This window comes from Candidatus Symbiopectobacterium sp. 'North America' (assembly GCF_015762685.1).
Taxonomy (GTDB): Bacteria; Pseudomonadota; Gammaproteobacteria; order Enterobacterales; family Enterobacteriaceae; genus Symbiopectobacterium.
On record NZ_PEHF01000084.1, the window covers coordinates 98,098 to 114,989 of the forward strand.

General features: G+C 54.7%; 9 protein-coding genes and 6 pseudogenes. 11 read left to right on the forward strand and 4 right to left on the reverse strand.

All coding sequences use genetic code 11. The features are described 5' to 3' along the window. Window positions 1–23 precede the first annotated feature (23 nt). The 10 genes and pseudogenes from glpD to CS369_RS17715 all read left to right on the forward strand — a co-directional run bounded on the left by glpD (window position 24) and on the right by CS369_RS17715 (window position 9,358). A pseudogene (gene glpD / locus CS369_RS17670) lies at window positions 24–1,523 on the forward strand (glycerol-3-phosphate dehydrogenase). 706 nt (window positions 1,524–2,229) lie between these two features. Then, the gene (locus CS369_RS17675; protein WP_196908115.1) at window positions 2,230–2,823 is read left to right on the forward strand and encodes a ferredoxin-like protein; all 594 of its coding nucleotides are present in this window, start codon (window positions 2,230–2,232) and stop codon (window positions 2,821–2,823) included. 60 nt (window positions 2,824–2,883) lie between these two features. Further along, a pseudogene (locus tag CS369_RS17680) lies at window positions 2,884–4,974 on the forward strand (aldehyde ferredoxin oxidoreductase). A gap of 16 nt (window positions 4,975–4,990) precedes the next feature. Next, window positions 4,991–5,284 carry a hypothetical protein gene (locus CS369_RS17685; protein ID WP_196908116.1) on the forward strand — a complete coding sequence of 98 codons (294 nt, stop codon included), beginning with the start codon at window positions 4,991–4,993 and terminating at the stop codon, window positions 5,282–5,284. Between the two features lie 18 nt (window positions 5,285–5,302). Continuing rightward, window positions 5,303–5,698: a hypothetical protein gene (locus tag CS369_RS17690; protein WP_196908117.1), complete on the forward strand. Its 396-nt coding sequence runs from the start codon at window positions 5,303–5,305 to the stop codon at window positions 5,696–5,698. A 74-nt stretch (window positions 5,699–5,772) separates the two neighbouring features. Continuing rightward, window positions 5,773–6,444, forward strand: a pseudogene (locus CS369_RS17695) (4Fe-4S dicluster domain-containing protein). Next, window positions 6,441–7,227: pseudogene (gene phsC / locus CS369_RS17700) on the forward strand (thiosulfate reductase cytochrome B subunit). Before CS369_RS17695 ends, phsC begins: the two co-directional pseudogenes overlap by 4 nt. 10 nt (window positions 7,228–7,237) lie before the next feature. Then, window positions 7,238–8,146, forward strand: a complete 909-nt coding sequence (locus tag CS369_RS17705) for a hypothetical protein (RefSeq protein ID WP_196908118.1) — start codon at window positions 7,238–7,240, stop codon at window positions 8,144–8,146. Between the two features lie 226 nt (window positions 8,147–8,372). Then, window positions 8,373–8,798, forward strand: coding sequence for a hypothetical protein (locus tag CS369_RS17710; protein ID WP_196908119.1), 426 nt, complete (start codon window positions 8,373–8,375; stop codon window positions 8,796–8,798). Beyond that, on the forward strand, window positions 8,798–9,358 hold the full coding sequence (locus CS369_RS17715; protein ID WP_244665081.1) for an RNA polymerase sigma factor: 561 nt from the start codon (window positions 8,798–8,800) through the stop codon (window positions 9,356–9,358). Before CS369_RS17710 ends, CS369_RS17715 begins: the two co-directional genes overlap by 1 nt. Window positions 9,359–9,371: 13 nt before the next feature. Here CS369_RS17715 and CS369_RS17720 read toward each other — a convergent pair. Continuing rightward, window positions 9,372–11,566 (reverse strand): annotated as a pseudogene (locus CS369_RS17720) (YgiQ family radical SAM protein). Window positions 11,567–11,792: 226 nt separating this feature from the next. Here CS369_RS17720 and CS369_RS17725 point away from each other — a divergent pair. After that, the gene (locus CS369_RS17725; RefSeq protein WP_196908120.1) at window positions 11,793–12,452 is read left to right on the forward strand and encodes an epoxyqueuosine reductase QueH; all 660 of its coding nucleotides are present in this window, start codon (window positions 11,793–11,795) and stop codon (window positions 12,450–12,452) included. Between the two features lie 188 nt (window positions 12,453–12,640). Here CS369_RS17725 and CS369_RS17730 read toward each other — a convergent pair whose 3' ends face one another. The 3 genes and pseudogenes from CS369_RS17730 to glgC all read right to left on the reverse strand — a co-directional run bounded on the left by CS369_RS17730 (window position 12,641) and on the right by glgC (window position 16,889). Further along, a complete protein-coding gene (locus tag CS369_RS17730; RefSeq protein WP_196908121.1) occupies window positions 12,641–13,813 on the reverse strand; it encodes a glycogen/starch/alpha-glucan phosphorylase in 1,173 nt (390 codons plus the stop codon). A gap of 293 nt (window positions 13,814–14,106) precedes the next feature. Continuing rightward, window positions 14,107–15,527 (reverse strand): annotated as a pseudogene (gene glgA / locus CS369_RS17735) (glycogen synthase GlgA). Window positions 15,528–15,611: 84 nt separating this feature from the next. Next, window positions 15,612–16,889 (reverse strand): glucose-1-phosphate adenylyltransferase, encoded by a 1,278-nt coding sequence (glgC, locus tag CS369_RS17740; protein WP_196908122.1) that lies wholly within the window; start codon window positions 16,887–16,889, stop codon window positions 15,612–15,614. Window positions 16,890–16,892 lie beyond the last annotated feature (3 nt).

Sequence of the window (16,892 nt, forward strand, 5' to 3'; positions counted from 1 at the left end):
TTTTTGGACACGGAGGAGAACGCGTGGAAACCAAAGACCTTATCGTGATCGGTGGGGGCATCAACGGAGCAGGTATTGCAGCCGATGCCGCGGGCCGTGGCTTGTAGGTGCTGCTGTTGGAAGCACAGGATCTTGCCAGCGCTACCTCCTCTGCCAGTTCAAAATTGATCCACGGCGGCCTGCGCTACCTGGAACATTACGAGTTTCGTTTGGTGAGCGAAGCGCTCTCCGAGCGTGAAAAATTGCTGAAGATGGCACCGCACATCATCTTCCCAATGCGCTTCCGTTTGCCCCATCAGCCGCACCTGCGCCCGGCCTGGATGATCCGTATCGGGCTGTTTATGTATGACAATCTGGGCAAACGCGTCAGCCTGCCCGCCAGCCACGGCCTGAAATTCGGCAAAGACTCGGTGCTGAAACCCGAATTAACGCGCGGTTTCGAATATTCCGACTGCTGGGTCGACGATGCGCGTCTGGTGGTATTGAATGCGCAGGAAGTGGTGAAACGCGGTGGCGAAGTGCGCACCCGCACCAAAGTGACGAGGGCGCGTCGCGAAGGCGATCTGTGGATTATCGATGCCGTCGACAGCGTGACCGGGGAAACCCATACCTGGCAGGCGAAAGGGCTGGTCAACGCCACGGGGCCTTGGGTGAAAGAGTTCTTCGATCACGGACTGGAGCTGAAATCCCCTTATGGCATTCGTCTGATCAAAGGCAGCCACATCGTTGTGCCTCGCGTACACGACGAACCGCAGTCCTACATTCTGCAAAACAAAGATAACCGCATTGTGTTTGTGATTCCGTGGCAGGATGAGTTCTCGATCATCGGCACCACCGACGTGGAATACCACGGCGATCCGCATGAGGTGAAGATCGACGACAAAGAAACGGCCTACTTGTTGGATGTCTACAACGATCACTTCAAAAAGACGCAGACGAGAGACGATATTGTATGGACCTATTCTGGCGTGCGCCCGCTGTGCGATGACGAGTCGGATTCTCCGCAGGCCATTACCCGTGATTACACGCTGTCAGTGGCGGATGAACATGGTAAAGCGCCTCTGCTGTCGGTGTTTGGCGGCAAGCTGACCACCTACCGCAAGCTGGCAGAACACGCGATGGAGAAGCTGGCAAAATACTATCCTCACAGTGGTCAGGCCTGGACGCAAAACGCGGTATTGCCCGGCGGCGATTTGGCCGGTACGCGCGAAGAATACGCGGCTGCGCTGCGCTGTCGTTTCAATCTGCCGGAATCGCTGGCGCGTCGCTATGCCCGCACCTACGGTTCCCACAGCGAACTGATCCTGACGAACGCCACAGGCATTTATGACCTCAGCGAAAACTTCGGACACGACCTCTACTAAGCTGAATTGTGCTATCTGGCCGACAAAGAGTGGGTTATTAGCGTGGAAGATGCCATCTGGCGTCGTACCAAGCTGGGCATGTGGCTAAATGATGAGCAGAAACAACGCGTCGCTGACTGGCTAAGTGCCTATCGTCAATCCAAGGTTGCCGCGCAATAATTTTCCTGCCAGACCACGCCTCCAACGACAGGTTACCGAAAGGTAACCTGTTCGTTTTTTACACGACAGAAACGTTAACATTTCGCGGAATAGGACGTTCATTAACTATTCAAAAAATATGGTTAATCATTTTTCCGCTCTTCGCGCTAATCCGTTCTCACGGACGCAAGTCAAAACAGAGTCATCTCAAGAAAATAAACCGGGCCAGTAACAGTAAATAATAAATGAATGCTAATAAACATTGCACACAATGTTATTTATTATTTTAATAGAATTTGAAATCGATGAATATATTTATCTCAAGAAGGGAAGTGATGGATTAAATATATATTTTACAGGATGTAAATAAAAATCAATACACACAAAAAATAAATGGTTATTTATTTTTCTAAGAGATAGCTCACAGAATAAATACAATAAAATACCCATTCTTATTAATGATTAACGGAGTAATAAATTGCATATCAAGTACTCTATTATTAGTGCTGATAGCAAATCATGACCTCCGTCCTATTCAACATTGCATCGTAAGTCAGTTCGCAAAACAGACGCGGGTAATAAGCCGTTGTGATGAGATATTATTATTAACTATTTTATACAACAGTTAGTGTTTACTGTCACGTTATTTCTTGCCGCCTTGTTGCGTGTTTTGTACTGCGTTGATTTCCGTGCTCATGTATTCGGGTATGCGGAGGATGAAAATTAAATGCCTAATCAGGTTGAGCGTCCTTTATTGGATCTGGGACTAACAAGACTCGAATTCCTGCGGATTTCAGGCAAAGGCCTGGCAGGGATCACTATTGCGCCAGCACTACTTTCACTGTTGGGGTGCCTACAGGAACAGATCGACAGCGGCGTTATCGGGCTGACGACCACCCCCAAAGGCGTGCTGGTGACAAATCGCGCCCGCTGCACCGGGTGCCATCGCTGCGAAACTGCCTGCACATCGTTTAATGATGGTAGCGTTGGTTCCTATTTCTCACGCGTCAAAATCCATCGCCATTTCTACTACGGCGATCTCAATTTCACCACTGACACCTGTCGGCAGTGTAAAGATCCCGAATGCATGAAAGCCTGTCCTATCAAGGCTATCTCCTTCAATGAAGAGCATGGCAGCATCGCCGTGGACACCAAGCGCTGCATCGGCTGCGCCGCCTGTATCACCGCCTGTCCCTGGATGATGGCGACCGTTAACCCGCAGACCAAAAAATCGGGCAAATGCATTCTGTGCGGTGAATGCGCGACGGCGTGCCCGATCGGGGCATTATCCATTATCGAGTGGAAAGAGATTACCGTCTGATAACGGCAACGGGCGTTATCCCCTTATTCACGCGGCGTTTCATACGCAGGAAGAAAAATTATGATTAACGGTTGGACAGGTAATATATTACGTATCAACTTGAGCACCGGCACCATCAGCAAAGAGGATTCCAGCCAATATAAAAAGATGGTTGGCGGAATGGGCTTTGGCTATAAAATCATGTACGACGAGGCGCCAGCCGGAACAAAACCTTTCGATGAGGGCAATAAAGTTGTTTTCGCCGTCGGGCCGCTGACCGGCTCCGGCGCACGATGCAGTTCGCGCGTCAATATTACCTCACTGTCGACCTTTACCCGGGGCCATCTGGTTGTTGATGCGCATATGGGGGGGTTCTTTGCCGCCTACATGAAATATGCGGGCTACGACGCCATTATTATTGAAGGCAAAGCGAAAAAACCGGTCTGGATTAATATTCAGAACGATGAAGTCAAAATTGAAAATGCCGCTTTCCTGTGGGGAAAATGCACGCGAGCCACTACCGAAGAAATTTGTCGCGCCACCAGTGAAGAAACCTGCGTCGCGGCTATCGGCCCGGCGGGGGAAAATCTGGTGCCGCTCTCCGGCATTCTTAATAGTCGCAACCACAGCGGTGGCGCGGGCGTAGGTGCCGTACTCGGTTCCAAAAATCTCAAAGCCATCGCGGTGTGGGGTAGCCACGGCGTTAACGTCGCTAATCGCGAAGAACTCAAAGCGCTCAACGAATACATGATGACGCAGCTCATCGGTGCCAACAATAACCACGTTGTCCCGAGCACGCCGCAGGCATGGGCTGAATATTCAGACCCGAAATCACTCTGGACCGCGCTCAAAGGTCTGTACTGGCAGGCGGCGGAAGGCGGCCCGATTGAAACCGGCGAAATCCCACCGGGCAACCAGAACACCGTCGGTTTCCGCACCATGAAATCCACCTTCGATCTGGGGCCAGCAGCGGAAAAATACACGGTGAAAATGGGCGGATGTCACTCCTGCCCAATCCGCTGTATGTCGCAGCTTAACGTGCCGCAGGCCAAGCAGTTTGGCGGACCGACCACCGGCGGCAACACCTGCGTAGCCAACTTTGTGTGCACCACTATCTTCCCCAACGGCCCCAAAGATATCGCTGAAAAAGGCGATGGCAACGTGGTCGGAAACCTGGTTGGTCTGAGCATCTTCGACGACATGGGATTGTGGTGTAACTACGGTCAATTGCACCGGGACTTCACCTACTGCCATACCCACGGCGTGTTCAAACGCGTATTGCCCACCAAAGAGTATGAATCTATTCCCTGGAAGTTGATGGAAGAAGGCAATCCGAACTTTATCAAGGACATCTACCATCGTCTGGCCCACCGTATCGGCGAATTCAGTCATTTGTCCTACGGATCGTATTTCATCGCGGAGCGCTGGAATCTGGGACCAGAATATTGGAATTACGCCAAAAACAAGCTGTGGTCGCCCATGGGCTTCCCGGTGCACCATGCCAACGAAGCTTCGGCGCAGGTGGGGACGATCGTCAACTGCATGTTCAACCGTGATGCCATGACTCACACCCACATTAACTACATTGGCAGCGGCCTGCCGCTCAAGCTGTCCGCTGAGCTGTTCGGCTCTGCTGACGCTTTTGACGAAACCAAAAACTAAACCCCGATCAACCGCTACAAGATTGATTACGCCAAGTGGACGCTGCTGAGAAGCTGCCTGCACGATGCCGTGACGCTGTGTAACTGGGTGTGGCCGATGACGGTATCACCGCACAAAAGCCGGAACTACCACGGCTATCTGGCGATGGAGGCGAAATTCTTTGCTGCCGTCACCGGCGAAGATACCACCGAAGCCAGCCTCAATCTGGCGGCAGAGCGTATCTTCACGTTACACCGCGCCTACACCGTGAAGCTGATGAACACTATGGATATGCGCCGTGAGCGCGATCAGATCTGTGACTGGGTGTTCGATAAGGACCCGAAACTGCCTGCGTTCAGCGAAGGCACAGACAAGATGGATCGCGAGGACGTGCAGAAATCGTTGACGATGTTCTACAGCGCCATGGGCTGGGACCCTGAACTGGGCTGCCCGACGCGTTCCGTGTTGGAACGTCTTGACCTGAAAGAGGTAGTAGACGATTTGGCGGCGCACAACCTGTTGCCGGCCTGAGTACAAGGCATCAATCATGAAAACTGTTGTGGATAACGAAACAACGCCTCCTGATGAATTGCCGCATGCCGCGCTTGCCGCCGCAGAGGACGTTGCAGACAACTATGCACCGGATATGCGCCGACGCAGGTTGTTGCTGCCGTTAAGCGGCGCACTGCGCGATGTACCGACAGCGCAGGAAACCGCGCCGACAGAGGCGGAGCCCAAAGCCCCTTACCTCGTTCTGGCGGATTACCTGCGTGGCTGCTATGCCAACGGCACGGTGGTGGATCGGTGCGAACTGTTAGCGCCGCCCTACGCGTTAACCTAAGAGGAGCTGGATGTCCTGTTGATGCAGATTCGTGCCGAAGAACAAGGCAGCGATATCGTTGAGATAGCGCAGCAGGACACCTGTTTCTACTACTCCGACCGTTACATGAGCCATAACTACGCGCGGATTTTGATCTTCACGCACGAGCAAGACGCCTGCGCTACGTTGGCGCAGACAGTCCGCTTTGAGTGCGAGACCTATCCGCGTCCGTTCAAGGCCGGCATGTTGGCGCTGCACCCGTATGGATTTGATGACGACAAGATAGCAAGCACGTTGCGCTTTCTCGCCGACACCGAGGCTTATCAGGATATTCACCAGGTGGAAGCCTCCAACGGTGCCATCTATTTGTACAGCGACCGCTATATGAGTGTCGGCAAAGCCCAAGGGCTCTGTGAATGGATTGAGGTGGAATAATAGAGAACCCCTAGCCCGCGCGCCCGGTATGCGTGGATCACAATGAATAACGTACTTTCTGGGAGGCATGGAAGATGACATGCTCACGCCGTAAATTTGTCTTCAGCATGGGGTCGGTGATTTTTTTCAGCGCACCGGTTTTCTCGGCATTGGGTAAAGCGGAAAAAGGCGCCCCCGTGCGCTATGCCATGATCCATGATGAAGTGAAGTGCAACGGCTGTAATATCTGTAGCGTTGCCTGTCATAAGGTCAATAAGGTACCTACCGGCGCGCATGGGCATTGCGCACATTGCTATGACGCCGCCTGAGTCCGGTAATACCTATCACTTTTTCCGTCACTCTTGCCAGCAGTGCGAAGATGCACCGTGCATTACCGTCTGCCCGACGGGCGCGTCCTACCGCGACGACAGCAACGGGATCGTGCGGGTGGATAGCCCAAGTGAATTGTGTGCAGCTGCAGCTACTGCATTTCCGCATGCCCGTATCAGGTGCGCTATCTGAACCCCGTTACCCATGTGGCGGATAAATGCGACTTCTGTCTGGAATCGCGTCTGATGAAAGGATTCCCGCCCATTTGTGTCAGTGCCTGCCCGCAAAATGCCCTGATTTTTGGACGGGAGGACAGTGACGTGGTGCAGAACTGGCTGAAAACACACGACTACTATGAGTATCAGTTGCCAAATGTGGGCAAACCGCACCTCTATCGTCGGCCGGGCCCCCATGAAGTGAAGAAGGTGAACGTATGAATATCATGCCTAACGCTGAGCAATTTCAGTCCCAGCTGTATCAGTATGTTTATCTCTACACCCCCGACTATTGGCCTATCTGGCTGATCCTGACCGGCGTGGCATTTGTCGGCATGCTGGGCGTGTTGGCGCTGCACGGTTTCCTGCGTTATCGCTTCGCCGCGCCGCATGCCGCCGGACACGAGGAGAAGGTGTATCTCTACTCGCGAGCGGTGCGTTTGTGGCACTGGAGCAACGCGCTGCTGTTTATCCTGTTGCTGGCGAGCGGTTTTATCAACCACTTTGCACTGCTCGGCGCGCACGATACTGCGCTGCTGGTGTCGCTGCACAGCCTGTGCGGCTATCTGTTGCTGGTGTGCTGGCTGGCGTTTGTGCTAATTAACGCGCTGGGTGGCAACGGGCACCACTACGTTATCGAGCGACAGAGATTGGGCCAGCGGGCTTTTCTGCAAGTGCGCTTTTATCTTTACGGCATTATCAAAGGTGAAGACCATTCGTTCCCGGTCACACCGCGTGCCAAGTTCAACCCGCTACAGCAGGTGGCTTATCTGGGGGGTGATGTACAGTCTGGTGCCGCTACTGCTGCTCTCAGGCGTATTGTTGCATAACCCGCTGTGGCTGCCCGTCGGATGGGTCTTGGTGAAAGCCTGGCTGCTGCCGGTGCATTTTATGCTGGCGGTACTCAGCGTGTTCTTTATCTGTGGGTATCTCTATCTGTGCACCACAGGGCGCACGCCGACCCAGACCTTCCGCAGTATGGTCGATGGCTACCACAGGCACTAACGGAGCACCCATGCTGCCGACCCACGGAGAACCGCACATAACACGTGAACAGTTGCGTGCGCTGCACGTTAGCCGCGACTTGTATCGCTGGTTCCTGCAACGTTTTCCAACGGGCGGCAGCTATCAGGCGATTCACGAGGCGCTGATTGGCGATGGCCGCAGCGCCTGGCTGGAAAGTCTGGTGGATTATGCCTACGCGCACAACTTTGGCGCACGGCCGTTTCTCGAACAGGAAATAGGCAGTGCGCGAACTCTGGCAGCGCAGCTGACACCCAGTCAGGCAGAGCAGTTGCACATTACCCCACGCAGCCACGCCAGTGGCTGCTTCACGCCAATGCTGTCGTGTACCTTGCAATTTGCCAGCGGCGATCACGCTTTGAATATCGGCTGCTCCGGCTTTCAAAGCAATCTGGCCGCCACCGGCAACGGCAACTTTATCGGTCAATCCGGCGATAACGGCAGCATCGCCAGCGCAGGCTACGGCTGCCAGTTGGTGAGCAGCAGCTTTGCCGCCAAAATGAGCAATACGGGGCAGAACTGCCGCATCAACGCGTTGGGCGTGCCAACTGCGGCAATGCTACAAAAATCAGCAGCGCCGGTCGTGGCACCCACATCACCAGCAGCGGTAGACGCAATTACCTCGCCAGCCAAGGCGCCTCAACGCGCCTGGCGAATGCCGGCGATGGCAGTCATATCCACACGCAGGGAACGGGCAGTCGCATCACCAACAGCGGCGATAACGTCACGCTACAGGTCAGCGGTGCCGACAGCGTGTTTTGCTCTAGTGGCAGCGTACAACAGTCCACGCTGGGCGTCGGTGGCTGTGCAGCACTCAGCTACCATGACGGCAAACGCCTGCGTTTTGTCACCGTCTATGAAGGAGAAAACGGCATTGTTGCTGGTGTCCCCTACCGTCTGACAGAGCACGGCAAGATAGAACCGCTCGCGGATAACACAGAAAATCAACGCCTCACTCCCGCCGACTGCGTCAACGGCTAATGCTCTCTCAGTAGCGGTATCACGCCGCTATTTCAACGCACCGCTTCTGGCTCCATCCCCTTTTTTTAAAAAATTTGCCGCCTGATGCAAATATTTCTCTGCCTGATTCGTCTACTTCACTATCAGAACAACACGGAGTAGATGACATGCACGATCGTAAATTTAAAATGCTGGGTATTCGGCTGCTGGCGGTTGTGGCGATTGCCACACTGGTAATGCTGCTGTGGAATGCCTTGCTGCCCGCCATTTTTGGCGTCCAAAGCATTGGCTTTTTCCAGGCGCTGGGGCTGCTGATCCTGTGTAAGATACTGTTTGGTGGCATCGGCTATCGCGGATTTTTTGGCCGCCACGGGCGCGAAATGCGTGAGCGTTGGTTAGCCATGAGTCAGGAACAGCGCGACGCCTTTTTCCACCAGCGGGGATTTGGTCCACACGGAGATCACTGCGGTCACCGTTTTCATCACGGCCCTTTCGCGCACCGTCGTGGTAGGCATCAGGCGTGTCATGACAGTCAGGATGACGCACCGGTGCCAAGCGACAAACCCGCCGACCAAAGCGGAAAAACGGAGTAATGGCTGACGCCATGCAAAGGCAAAACGTTCTGCTCACCGCGCTTGAAGCCTGTCAACGACGACTGCGTGCGTTTATCTCTCGACGTACGCGCAGCGCGGCTGAAGCGGAAGATATCTTTCAGGAAATCAGCTATCGGCTGCTCAAAGCCGACAGCTACCTCGATCCGATAGAGCATGTTTCTGCCTGGCTATTTCGCGCTGCACGCAACGAGTTGATCGATCGCTCGCGCAAGCCGCACGACATATCGCTCACGGAAATGGCAACGGAGAGCTGGCCGGAAGGCGATGAACTGGCCGATATTCTGTTCAGCCCGCCTGACAGCGCAGAAGATGCCTATCTGTACCAACTGGTGTGGGAAGAGTTGGCGGCAGCGCTGGAAGAGATGCCAGCGCTGCAACGAGAAGCCTTTGAGAAAAACGAGTTGCTGGGTTACAGCTTCAAACAACTGGCGCAGGAAACCGGCGTCCCTGTGGAAACCCTGCTGTCGCGTAAGCATCAGGCCGTACAGTTTCTGCGCGTCCGGCTACAGTGGCTTTATCAGGCCGTGACACAAGCTTGAGGCGACCGCTCACTCACCGCTTGCCGGTCTGCCCTTGCTTATTGCTTGCTTTTCCAACTCTTTTCTTCACCGCTGGCCGCCGTCCTTCCCCCGTGAAACGGGTGAGCGCGGGCTGCGCGGTTTTACCCTGCTCCGTATTTCTTTTGTTATAGGGTTTGGCATTGCGGCGCTCATCCACCGTTGCCACTGGCACCAGACATTCGCGGCGATTACCGATCAGGTGCTTCATGCCCATCGCGGTTAACGCCTCGCGGATCAGCGCCCAGTTAGCCGGATCATGATAGCGCAGCAGCGCCTTATGCAAACGGCGCTGGCGATCGCCACGCGGCACCACCACCTCTTCACTGTGATAATCCACCTTGCTGAGCGGATTCTTACCGCTGTAATACATGGTGGTAGAACTGGCGAGGGGTGAAGGATCGAAATTTTGCACCTGATCCAGTCGGAAGCGGTTCTTTTTCAGCCACAGCGCCAGATTGACCATATCCTCATCGCGCGTGCCGGGGTGAGCGGCGATAAAATACGGGATCAGATACTGCTCTTTGCCCGCCTGACGCGAATAGGTGTCAAACAACTCTTTGAAACGGTGGTAGCTGCCCATGCCGGGCTTCATCATCTTCGATAATGGCCCCTGCTCCGTGTGTTCTGGCGCAATCTTCAAGTAACCGCCCACGTGGTACTCAGCCAATTCCTTGATATAGCGTGGATCTTCCACCGCCAGATCGTAGCGTACCGCAGAAGCGATCAGCACCTTCTTGACGCCTTTCAGGGCGCGGGCACGGCGATAGAGCTGGATGATCGGCTCATGGTTGGTATCCATGTGCGCACAAATTTCTGGGTAGACGCAAGACGCGCGGCGACAGGTTTGCTCCGCTTTGGGTGACTGGTAGCGCAGCATGTAAATGTTGGCCGTAGGTCCGCCAGATCGGAGATAATACCGGTGAATCCCGGCACTTTATCACGGATCGCTTCAATTTCTTGCACAATCGACTTTTGTGAACGGCTTTGAATGATGCGCCCCTCGTGCTCAGTGATCGAGCAGAATGCACATCCGCCAAAACAGCCGCGCATGATGTTGATGGAAAAGCGAATCATGTCGTAAGCCGGAATACGCGATGTGCCATAGGACGGGTGCGGCACCCGTTGATACGGCAAAGCATAGACCGCGTCCATCTCATCCGTTTGCAACGGAATAGCAGGTGGATTAATCCACACATAGCGATCGCCGTGTTTTTGCATCAACGCACGCGCACTGCCAGGGTTGGTTTCGTGGTGCAGGATGCGCGAAGCGTGCGCGTACATTACCTTGTCGTTATTCACCTTCTCGAACGAGGGTAACAACACGTAGGTTTTTTCCCACTGCTTCGGCTTGTGCGCCTGGACGGTAATGGGCTTGCCGCTGGTGGAACCTTTTACCGTATGCGCCACACAGGGCAAGTCTTCACCATAGGGATTAAGGATAGGTTCAATGCGACCGGGGCTATCCAGACGCGTGGAATCCACCCCCGTCCAACCGGGCTGCGCGGTTTTACGCAGCACGGCAGTATTGCGCACATCCACAATCGAACTAATGGGTTCGCCCGCCGCCAGGCGGTGTGCAACCTCTACCAGCGGCCGCTCGCCGTTGCCGTAGATCAGCAGATCGGCTTTGGCGTCCACCAGCACTGAACGGCGCACCTTGTCTGACCAATAGTCGTAATGGGCAATGCGGCGCAGGCTGGCCTCAATGCCGCCCAGCACCACCGGCACATCACTAAAGGCTTCCTTGCAGCGCTAGGTATAAACCAGCGTGGCTCGGTCCGGGCGCTTACCGGCAACATTATCCGGCGTATACGCATCGTCATGGCACGTTTTGCGATCGGCGGTGTAATGGTTGATCATCGAGTCCATATTGCCCGCCGTCACGCCGTAAAACAGGTTCGGTTTGCCCAGACGCATAAAGTCGTTTTTCTGCGTCCAATCCGGCTGGGCAATAATCCCAACCCGAAACCCCTGCGACTCCAGCATCCTGCCAACGATCGCCATGCCAAAGCTGGGATGGTCCACATAGGCATCTCCTGTCACCAGTACAATGTCGCAGCTGTCCCAGCCCAGTTCATCCATCTCTGCGTGGCTCATGGGCAAAAATGGCGCATTGCCGTAGCACTCGGCCCAGTAGCGTGGGTAAGAAAACAGATAGCGTTCAGGAGCAATCAGGCTTGTGGACACGGTTAACTCTTCAACACAGGGGATTATCAGGGCCGGAAATTCTACCGATTTCCCCAGAAAAAGGGGGGGGAATTTACATAGGAAATGAGACAGATCATGAAAATCGCCTTGCGCAAAAAACGCGCACCGATATTGCAAGAAAACGCACCGGGTGAGGCCGTTAGCCACCCTGCGCGTTTGCAATGCTACACTTCAGGTAAATATAGCCAGCCACATCACAGAATATATGACCAGCACAGCGTTGAAACGCCCGATTCTGACGCTCCCCAAAGGGGCGGACAAACTCCTGCTGCATTCATGCTGCGCGCCGTGTTCAGGGGAAGTGATGGAAGCCATTCAGGCCTCCGGGCTTCACTACACCATTTTCTTCTACAACCCCAATATTCATCCGCAGAAGGAGTATCTCATCCGCAAGGAAGAGAATATTCGCTTCGCCCAGAAGCATGGGGTGCCCTTTATCGATGCCGATTACGACATGGATAACTGGTTCAAACGGGCAAAAGGCATGGAGTGGGAACCGGAGCGCGGCGTGCGCTGCACCATCTGCTTTGATATGCGCTTCGAGCGCACCGCACTCTATGCCGCGGAAAATGGCTTTACGGTGATCAGTAGTTCGCTCGGCATCTCGCGCTGGAAAAACATGCAGAAAATTAATGACTGCGGCCAGCGGGCAGCCTCGCATTATCCGGGCATGGTGTACTGGGATTACAACTGGCGTAAAGGGGGCGGCTCTGCGCGCATGATCCAGATCAGCAAGCGGGAGCAATTTTATCAGCAAGAATACTGCGGTTGCGTTTATTCCCTGCGCGACAGCAATCTGCACAGCAAATCGCAGGGCAGACCGCTGATTAAAATCGGGAAACTGTATTACGGTACTGAGGAGTAATCACTCGGGAGATCCCGCACTCTACCTGTCATTCCCGCGTTTTCTCCGTCATTCCCGCGAAAGCGGGAATCTCCTACAGGGGAAACGCGTTCTTTCTGCCAGAGATCCCCGGCTTTCGCCGAGGATGACGTGGGGGAAGCCGAGGACAATGTGGGGGGAAGCATCATTTCAGTTCTCCCCCATCACCGTTACAGCCGTATCGGTTTGATATCCCAGATATCGTCGGCATACTCCTGAATGGTGCGGTCAGATGAGAAGTTACCCATATTGGCGATATTGAGGATGTTCCTGCGCGTCCATTCTTCCGGTGTTCGATAGAGATCGTCCACTCTGTCATGGGTATCGACATAGCTACGATAATCCGCCAACAGTTGCCAATGGTCACCAAAATTCACCAACGAATCGAACAGATCGCCGTAGCGTCTTGGATCGTTCGGGCTGAAAACCCCGGTGGCAATCTGCGTCAGCACCCGGCGTAGCTCCTCGTCCTTCTCATAAATTTCACGCGGGTTGTAGCCGTTCTTGCGCAGTGCCTCTACCTGTTCCGTGGTGTTGCCAAAAATAAACATGTTCTCTTCGCCAATGTGCTCCAACATTTCCACGTTGGCCCCATCGAGAGTACCGATGGTCAGTGCCCCATTGAGCGCAAATTTCATGTTACTGGTGCCGGAGGCTTCGCTCCCCGCCAGCGAGATCTGTTCAGACAGATCGGCCGCAGGAATGATGATCTGCGCCAGACTGACGCTGTAGTTGGGAATAAACACCACCTTCAACTTGTCATGCATGTCAGGATCGTGGTTGATCACCGCCGCGACATCGTTGATCAGGTTGATGATGTGCTTCGCCATGTAGTACGCCGATTCCGCCTGCTGACCGTTGACAATCTTTTGCGCAAACATACCGTATTCATAGCGAATGCCATAACTACGGCCGGGCAGCGCCATCGTCGCCAGCGAATCCAGGAAGCAGGCCGCCAAACGCCCGAGGCCACCGTTGCCCTGCCCGGGATCGTTCTCTTCCTCGATCAGCTCATCCAGATCCAGCCCCATGTCGTCCAGAGCTTGCTTCAGATCCTCGTACAGTCCCATCGCCAGCAGCGCATTCGACAGCGTTCGGCCCAGCAGGAACTCCATCGAGAGATAGTAGACCTGTCGCACATCCTGCGAGAGCTGCGCCCGGTTGGATCGCAGCCAGCGCTCCACCATGCGGTCGCGTACCGCGAGCAGCGTGGCGTTCAGCCATTCGTGCTTGTTGGCGATAGAGGGATCTTTACCTATGCTGAACATCAACTTATAGGCAATGGAATGCTTTAGCGCGTCCACGCTGAGCGTGGGTGAGTTGTAGATAAACGGAGAGTTCATTACGTTTATTCCCAATCATGAGTGTTACGACAAGCGTTGTTTGACCGAGATCGCTAACGCCCCTGCATGTTGTCCTCACCATGCAACGCACGGCTATACCCGTCATACTTCAAGTTGCAGGTGCGTTGGCTGCGCTCGTTATTCGGCCCATCCCTGGTCCTCACCTCTTACGAGGCCGCCGCACGCGGCGTTCAAATCTGCTCCCGGCAGATTTGTCACCCGAATCACTTACCTGTGTAAGCTTATCGAGATTCCTTCACTTGCCGCCTTCTCGCAACTCGAATTATTTAGGGTCATAAGCGCTGGTAAAGTGCACGATATGTCTGCGCAGCTACCTGCCAGCTAAAGTCCATCGCCATCGCCTGACGTTGCACATAACGCCACAGCGTGGGACTAGACCACAACACAAACACTCGGCGAATCGCTCGGGAAAGCGCGACGACATTGCAATCGCTGAAGGAAAAACCGGTGGTAAGGCCATCAGCCAGATTTTCCAGCGAGCAATCCGCAACGGTATCCGCCAAACCGCCGGTATGACGCACCAGCGGCAGCGTACCGTACTTCAACCCATACAACTGCGTTAGCCCACAGGGCTCAAAACGGCTGGGCACCATGATGACATCAGCACCGCCAATAATGCGGTGCGAAAACGCTTCGTGATAGCCGATTTGGACTCCAACCTGGCCGGGATATTCTGCCGCCGCCGCCAGGAACCCTTCCTGCAAATCAGCATCGCCTGCGCCCATTACCACCAATTGCGCCCCGTGCTCCAACAGCTCCGGCACCGCCTCCAGCACCAAATCTAATCCTTTTTGATGCGTCAGGCGGCTGACGATGGCAAACACCGGGATTTTCTCATCCACGGTCAATCCCATGGAGATTTGCAGTTGGCGCTTGTTATGCGCCTTATTGACCAGCGTTTCACGGGCGTAGGGGTGAGACAGCAGCGCATCGTGCGCCGGACTCCAGATGGCATCATCAACACCATTAAGAATGCCCGACAACCGTCCCTCCTCTTCCCGCGTCCGCAGCAGCCCCTCCATGCCGTAGCCAAATTCAGGTAAGGTGATTTCGTGAGAATAGGTCGGGCTAACGGTGGTGACGAATACAGCCCCGCCTTGAGGTAGGAGATCTGCACGTAAAACTCCAGGCCGTACACCTGGAAGAAATCACCCGGCAGTTGAATATCTGCCATATGACGGGCATGGAACAACCCCTGAAACGCCAGATTGTGCACGGTAAATACCGATTTCGCCGGACGATGGCGCGCCGCCAGATAGGCGCAGGTTAAGCCCGCGTGCCAGTCATGAGCGTGTACCACCTCGGGCCGCCAGTAGGGATCGAGCCCACAGGCCATTTCACACCCTACCCATCCCAGCAGGGCGAAACGCAGGTAATTGTCCGCATAGGCATACAGCGCTGGATCGTGGTATGGACTGCCCGCACGTTCATACAGTTCCGGCACATCGATCAGGTAAATGCCTACGCCGTTGAAGTGGCCATAAAGCAGCGCCATGCGTCCGGTAAAGGTCTCCAGCTCACACACTGTTTGCAGGTTGGCTACACCTTTTTTCAGATCGGGAAAAGCGGGCAGAATGACACGCACATCCAGCCCGGCTTCGATTTGCGCTGCTGGCAACGCCCCAGCAACGTCCGCTAATCCGCCGGTTTTCAGCAGCGGAAACAGCTCTGAACATACATGTAATACCCGCATTCTTAACTCCCACGCTCCCCTCACCTGTGATGTCATGCACCACATCATCGTGAACGACAGCCTCTTGAACTACATCCTCTTCAACTACAGCTTCGCCAGCATGGCGCGTGTCACCAGCACAATCCCCTCTTCCGAGCGGTAAAAACGGCGGCTGTCTTCAGCGGCATTTTCACCGATCACCGTCCCCTCCGGCAGAACACACGCACGGTCGATGACGCAGCGTCGCAGGCGGCACGAACGCCCCACGTTCACATCCGGCAGCAACACGGACAAATCGATGCTGCAAAATGAGTTCACCCGCACGCGGGGAAACAGCACCGAATGCGTCACCACCGATCCCGATACGATACAACCGCCGGATACCAGCGAATTCATGGTCATACCGTGGCTGCCCGAACGGTCCTGTACGAACTTGGCCGGTGGCAGTTGATCCATGGCAGAACGTATTGGCCAGTTTCTGTCGTACATATCCAACTCTGGCGTGACCGAGGCCAAATCGAGGTTAGCCCGCCAATAGGCCTCAAGCGTTCCCACATCGCGCCAGTAATGGCAATCATCCTGACCCGAGGTGACGCAGGAGAGCGAGAACGGATGCGCCCAGGCATCGCGCTGCGCGACAATTTTCGGGATCAGATCTTTGCCGAAATCGTGTGAAGAGCCCGGCTGGTTGACGTCCTCTTGCAATAACCGATAAAGGTAGTCCGCATTAAAAACATAGATCCCCATGCTGGCGAGCGCCATTTCTGGGTCATCCGGCATCGGCGTGGGCTGCTCCGGCTTCTCGTCAAAGCTCAAAATACGCCGCTGCTTATCCACGCTCATGATGCCGAATGCGTTCGCTTCTTTGAGCGGCACTGGCAAGCACGCCACGGTGCACTGCGCCTGTTTGTCGACGTGATCGATGAGCAAGCGCGAATAGTCCATTTTGTAGATGTGATCGCCCGTCAGAATCACCACATATTCCGCACGATAGCGTCGAATGATGTCGAGGTTTTGACAGACGGCATCCGCCGTACCGCGATACCAGTGATCGGTCTCCTGCCGCTGTTGCGCAGGCAGCAGATCGACAAATTCATTCATCTCAGCATTGAGGAAAGACCAGCCACGCTGAATGTGCTGCACCAGCGTGTGAGATTGATATTGGGTGATCACGCCAATGCGGCGAATCCCCGAATTCAGACAGTTCGAGAGGGCGAAATTGATGATACGGAATTTGCCGCCAAAATGGACGGCGGGCTTGGCGCGCAGCGCGGTTAGGTCTTTCAGGCGCGAGCCGCGCCCGCCTGCCAGAATCAGCGCCACTGATTTCAGTGGAAGCTGCCGTGCGAGCATCAAGGGATCATGCTTCTCATTATTTACCATGGC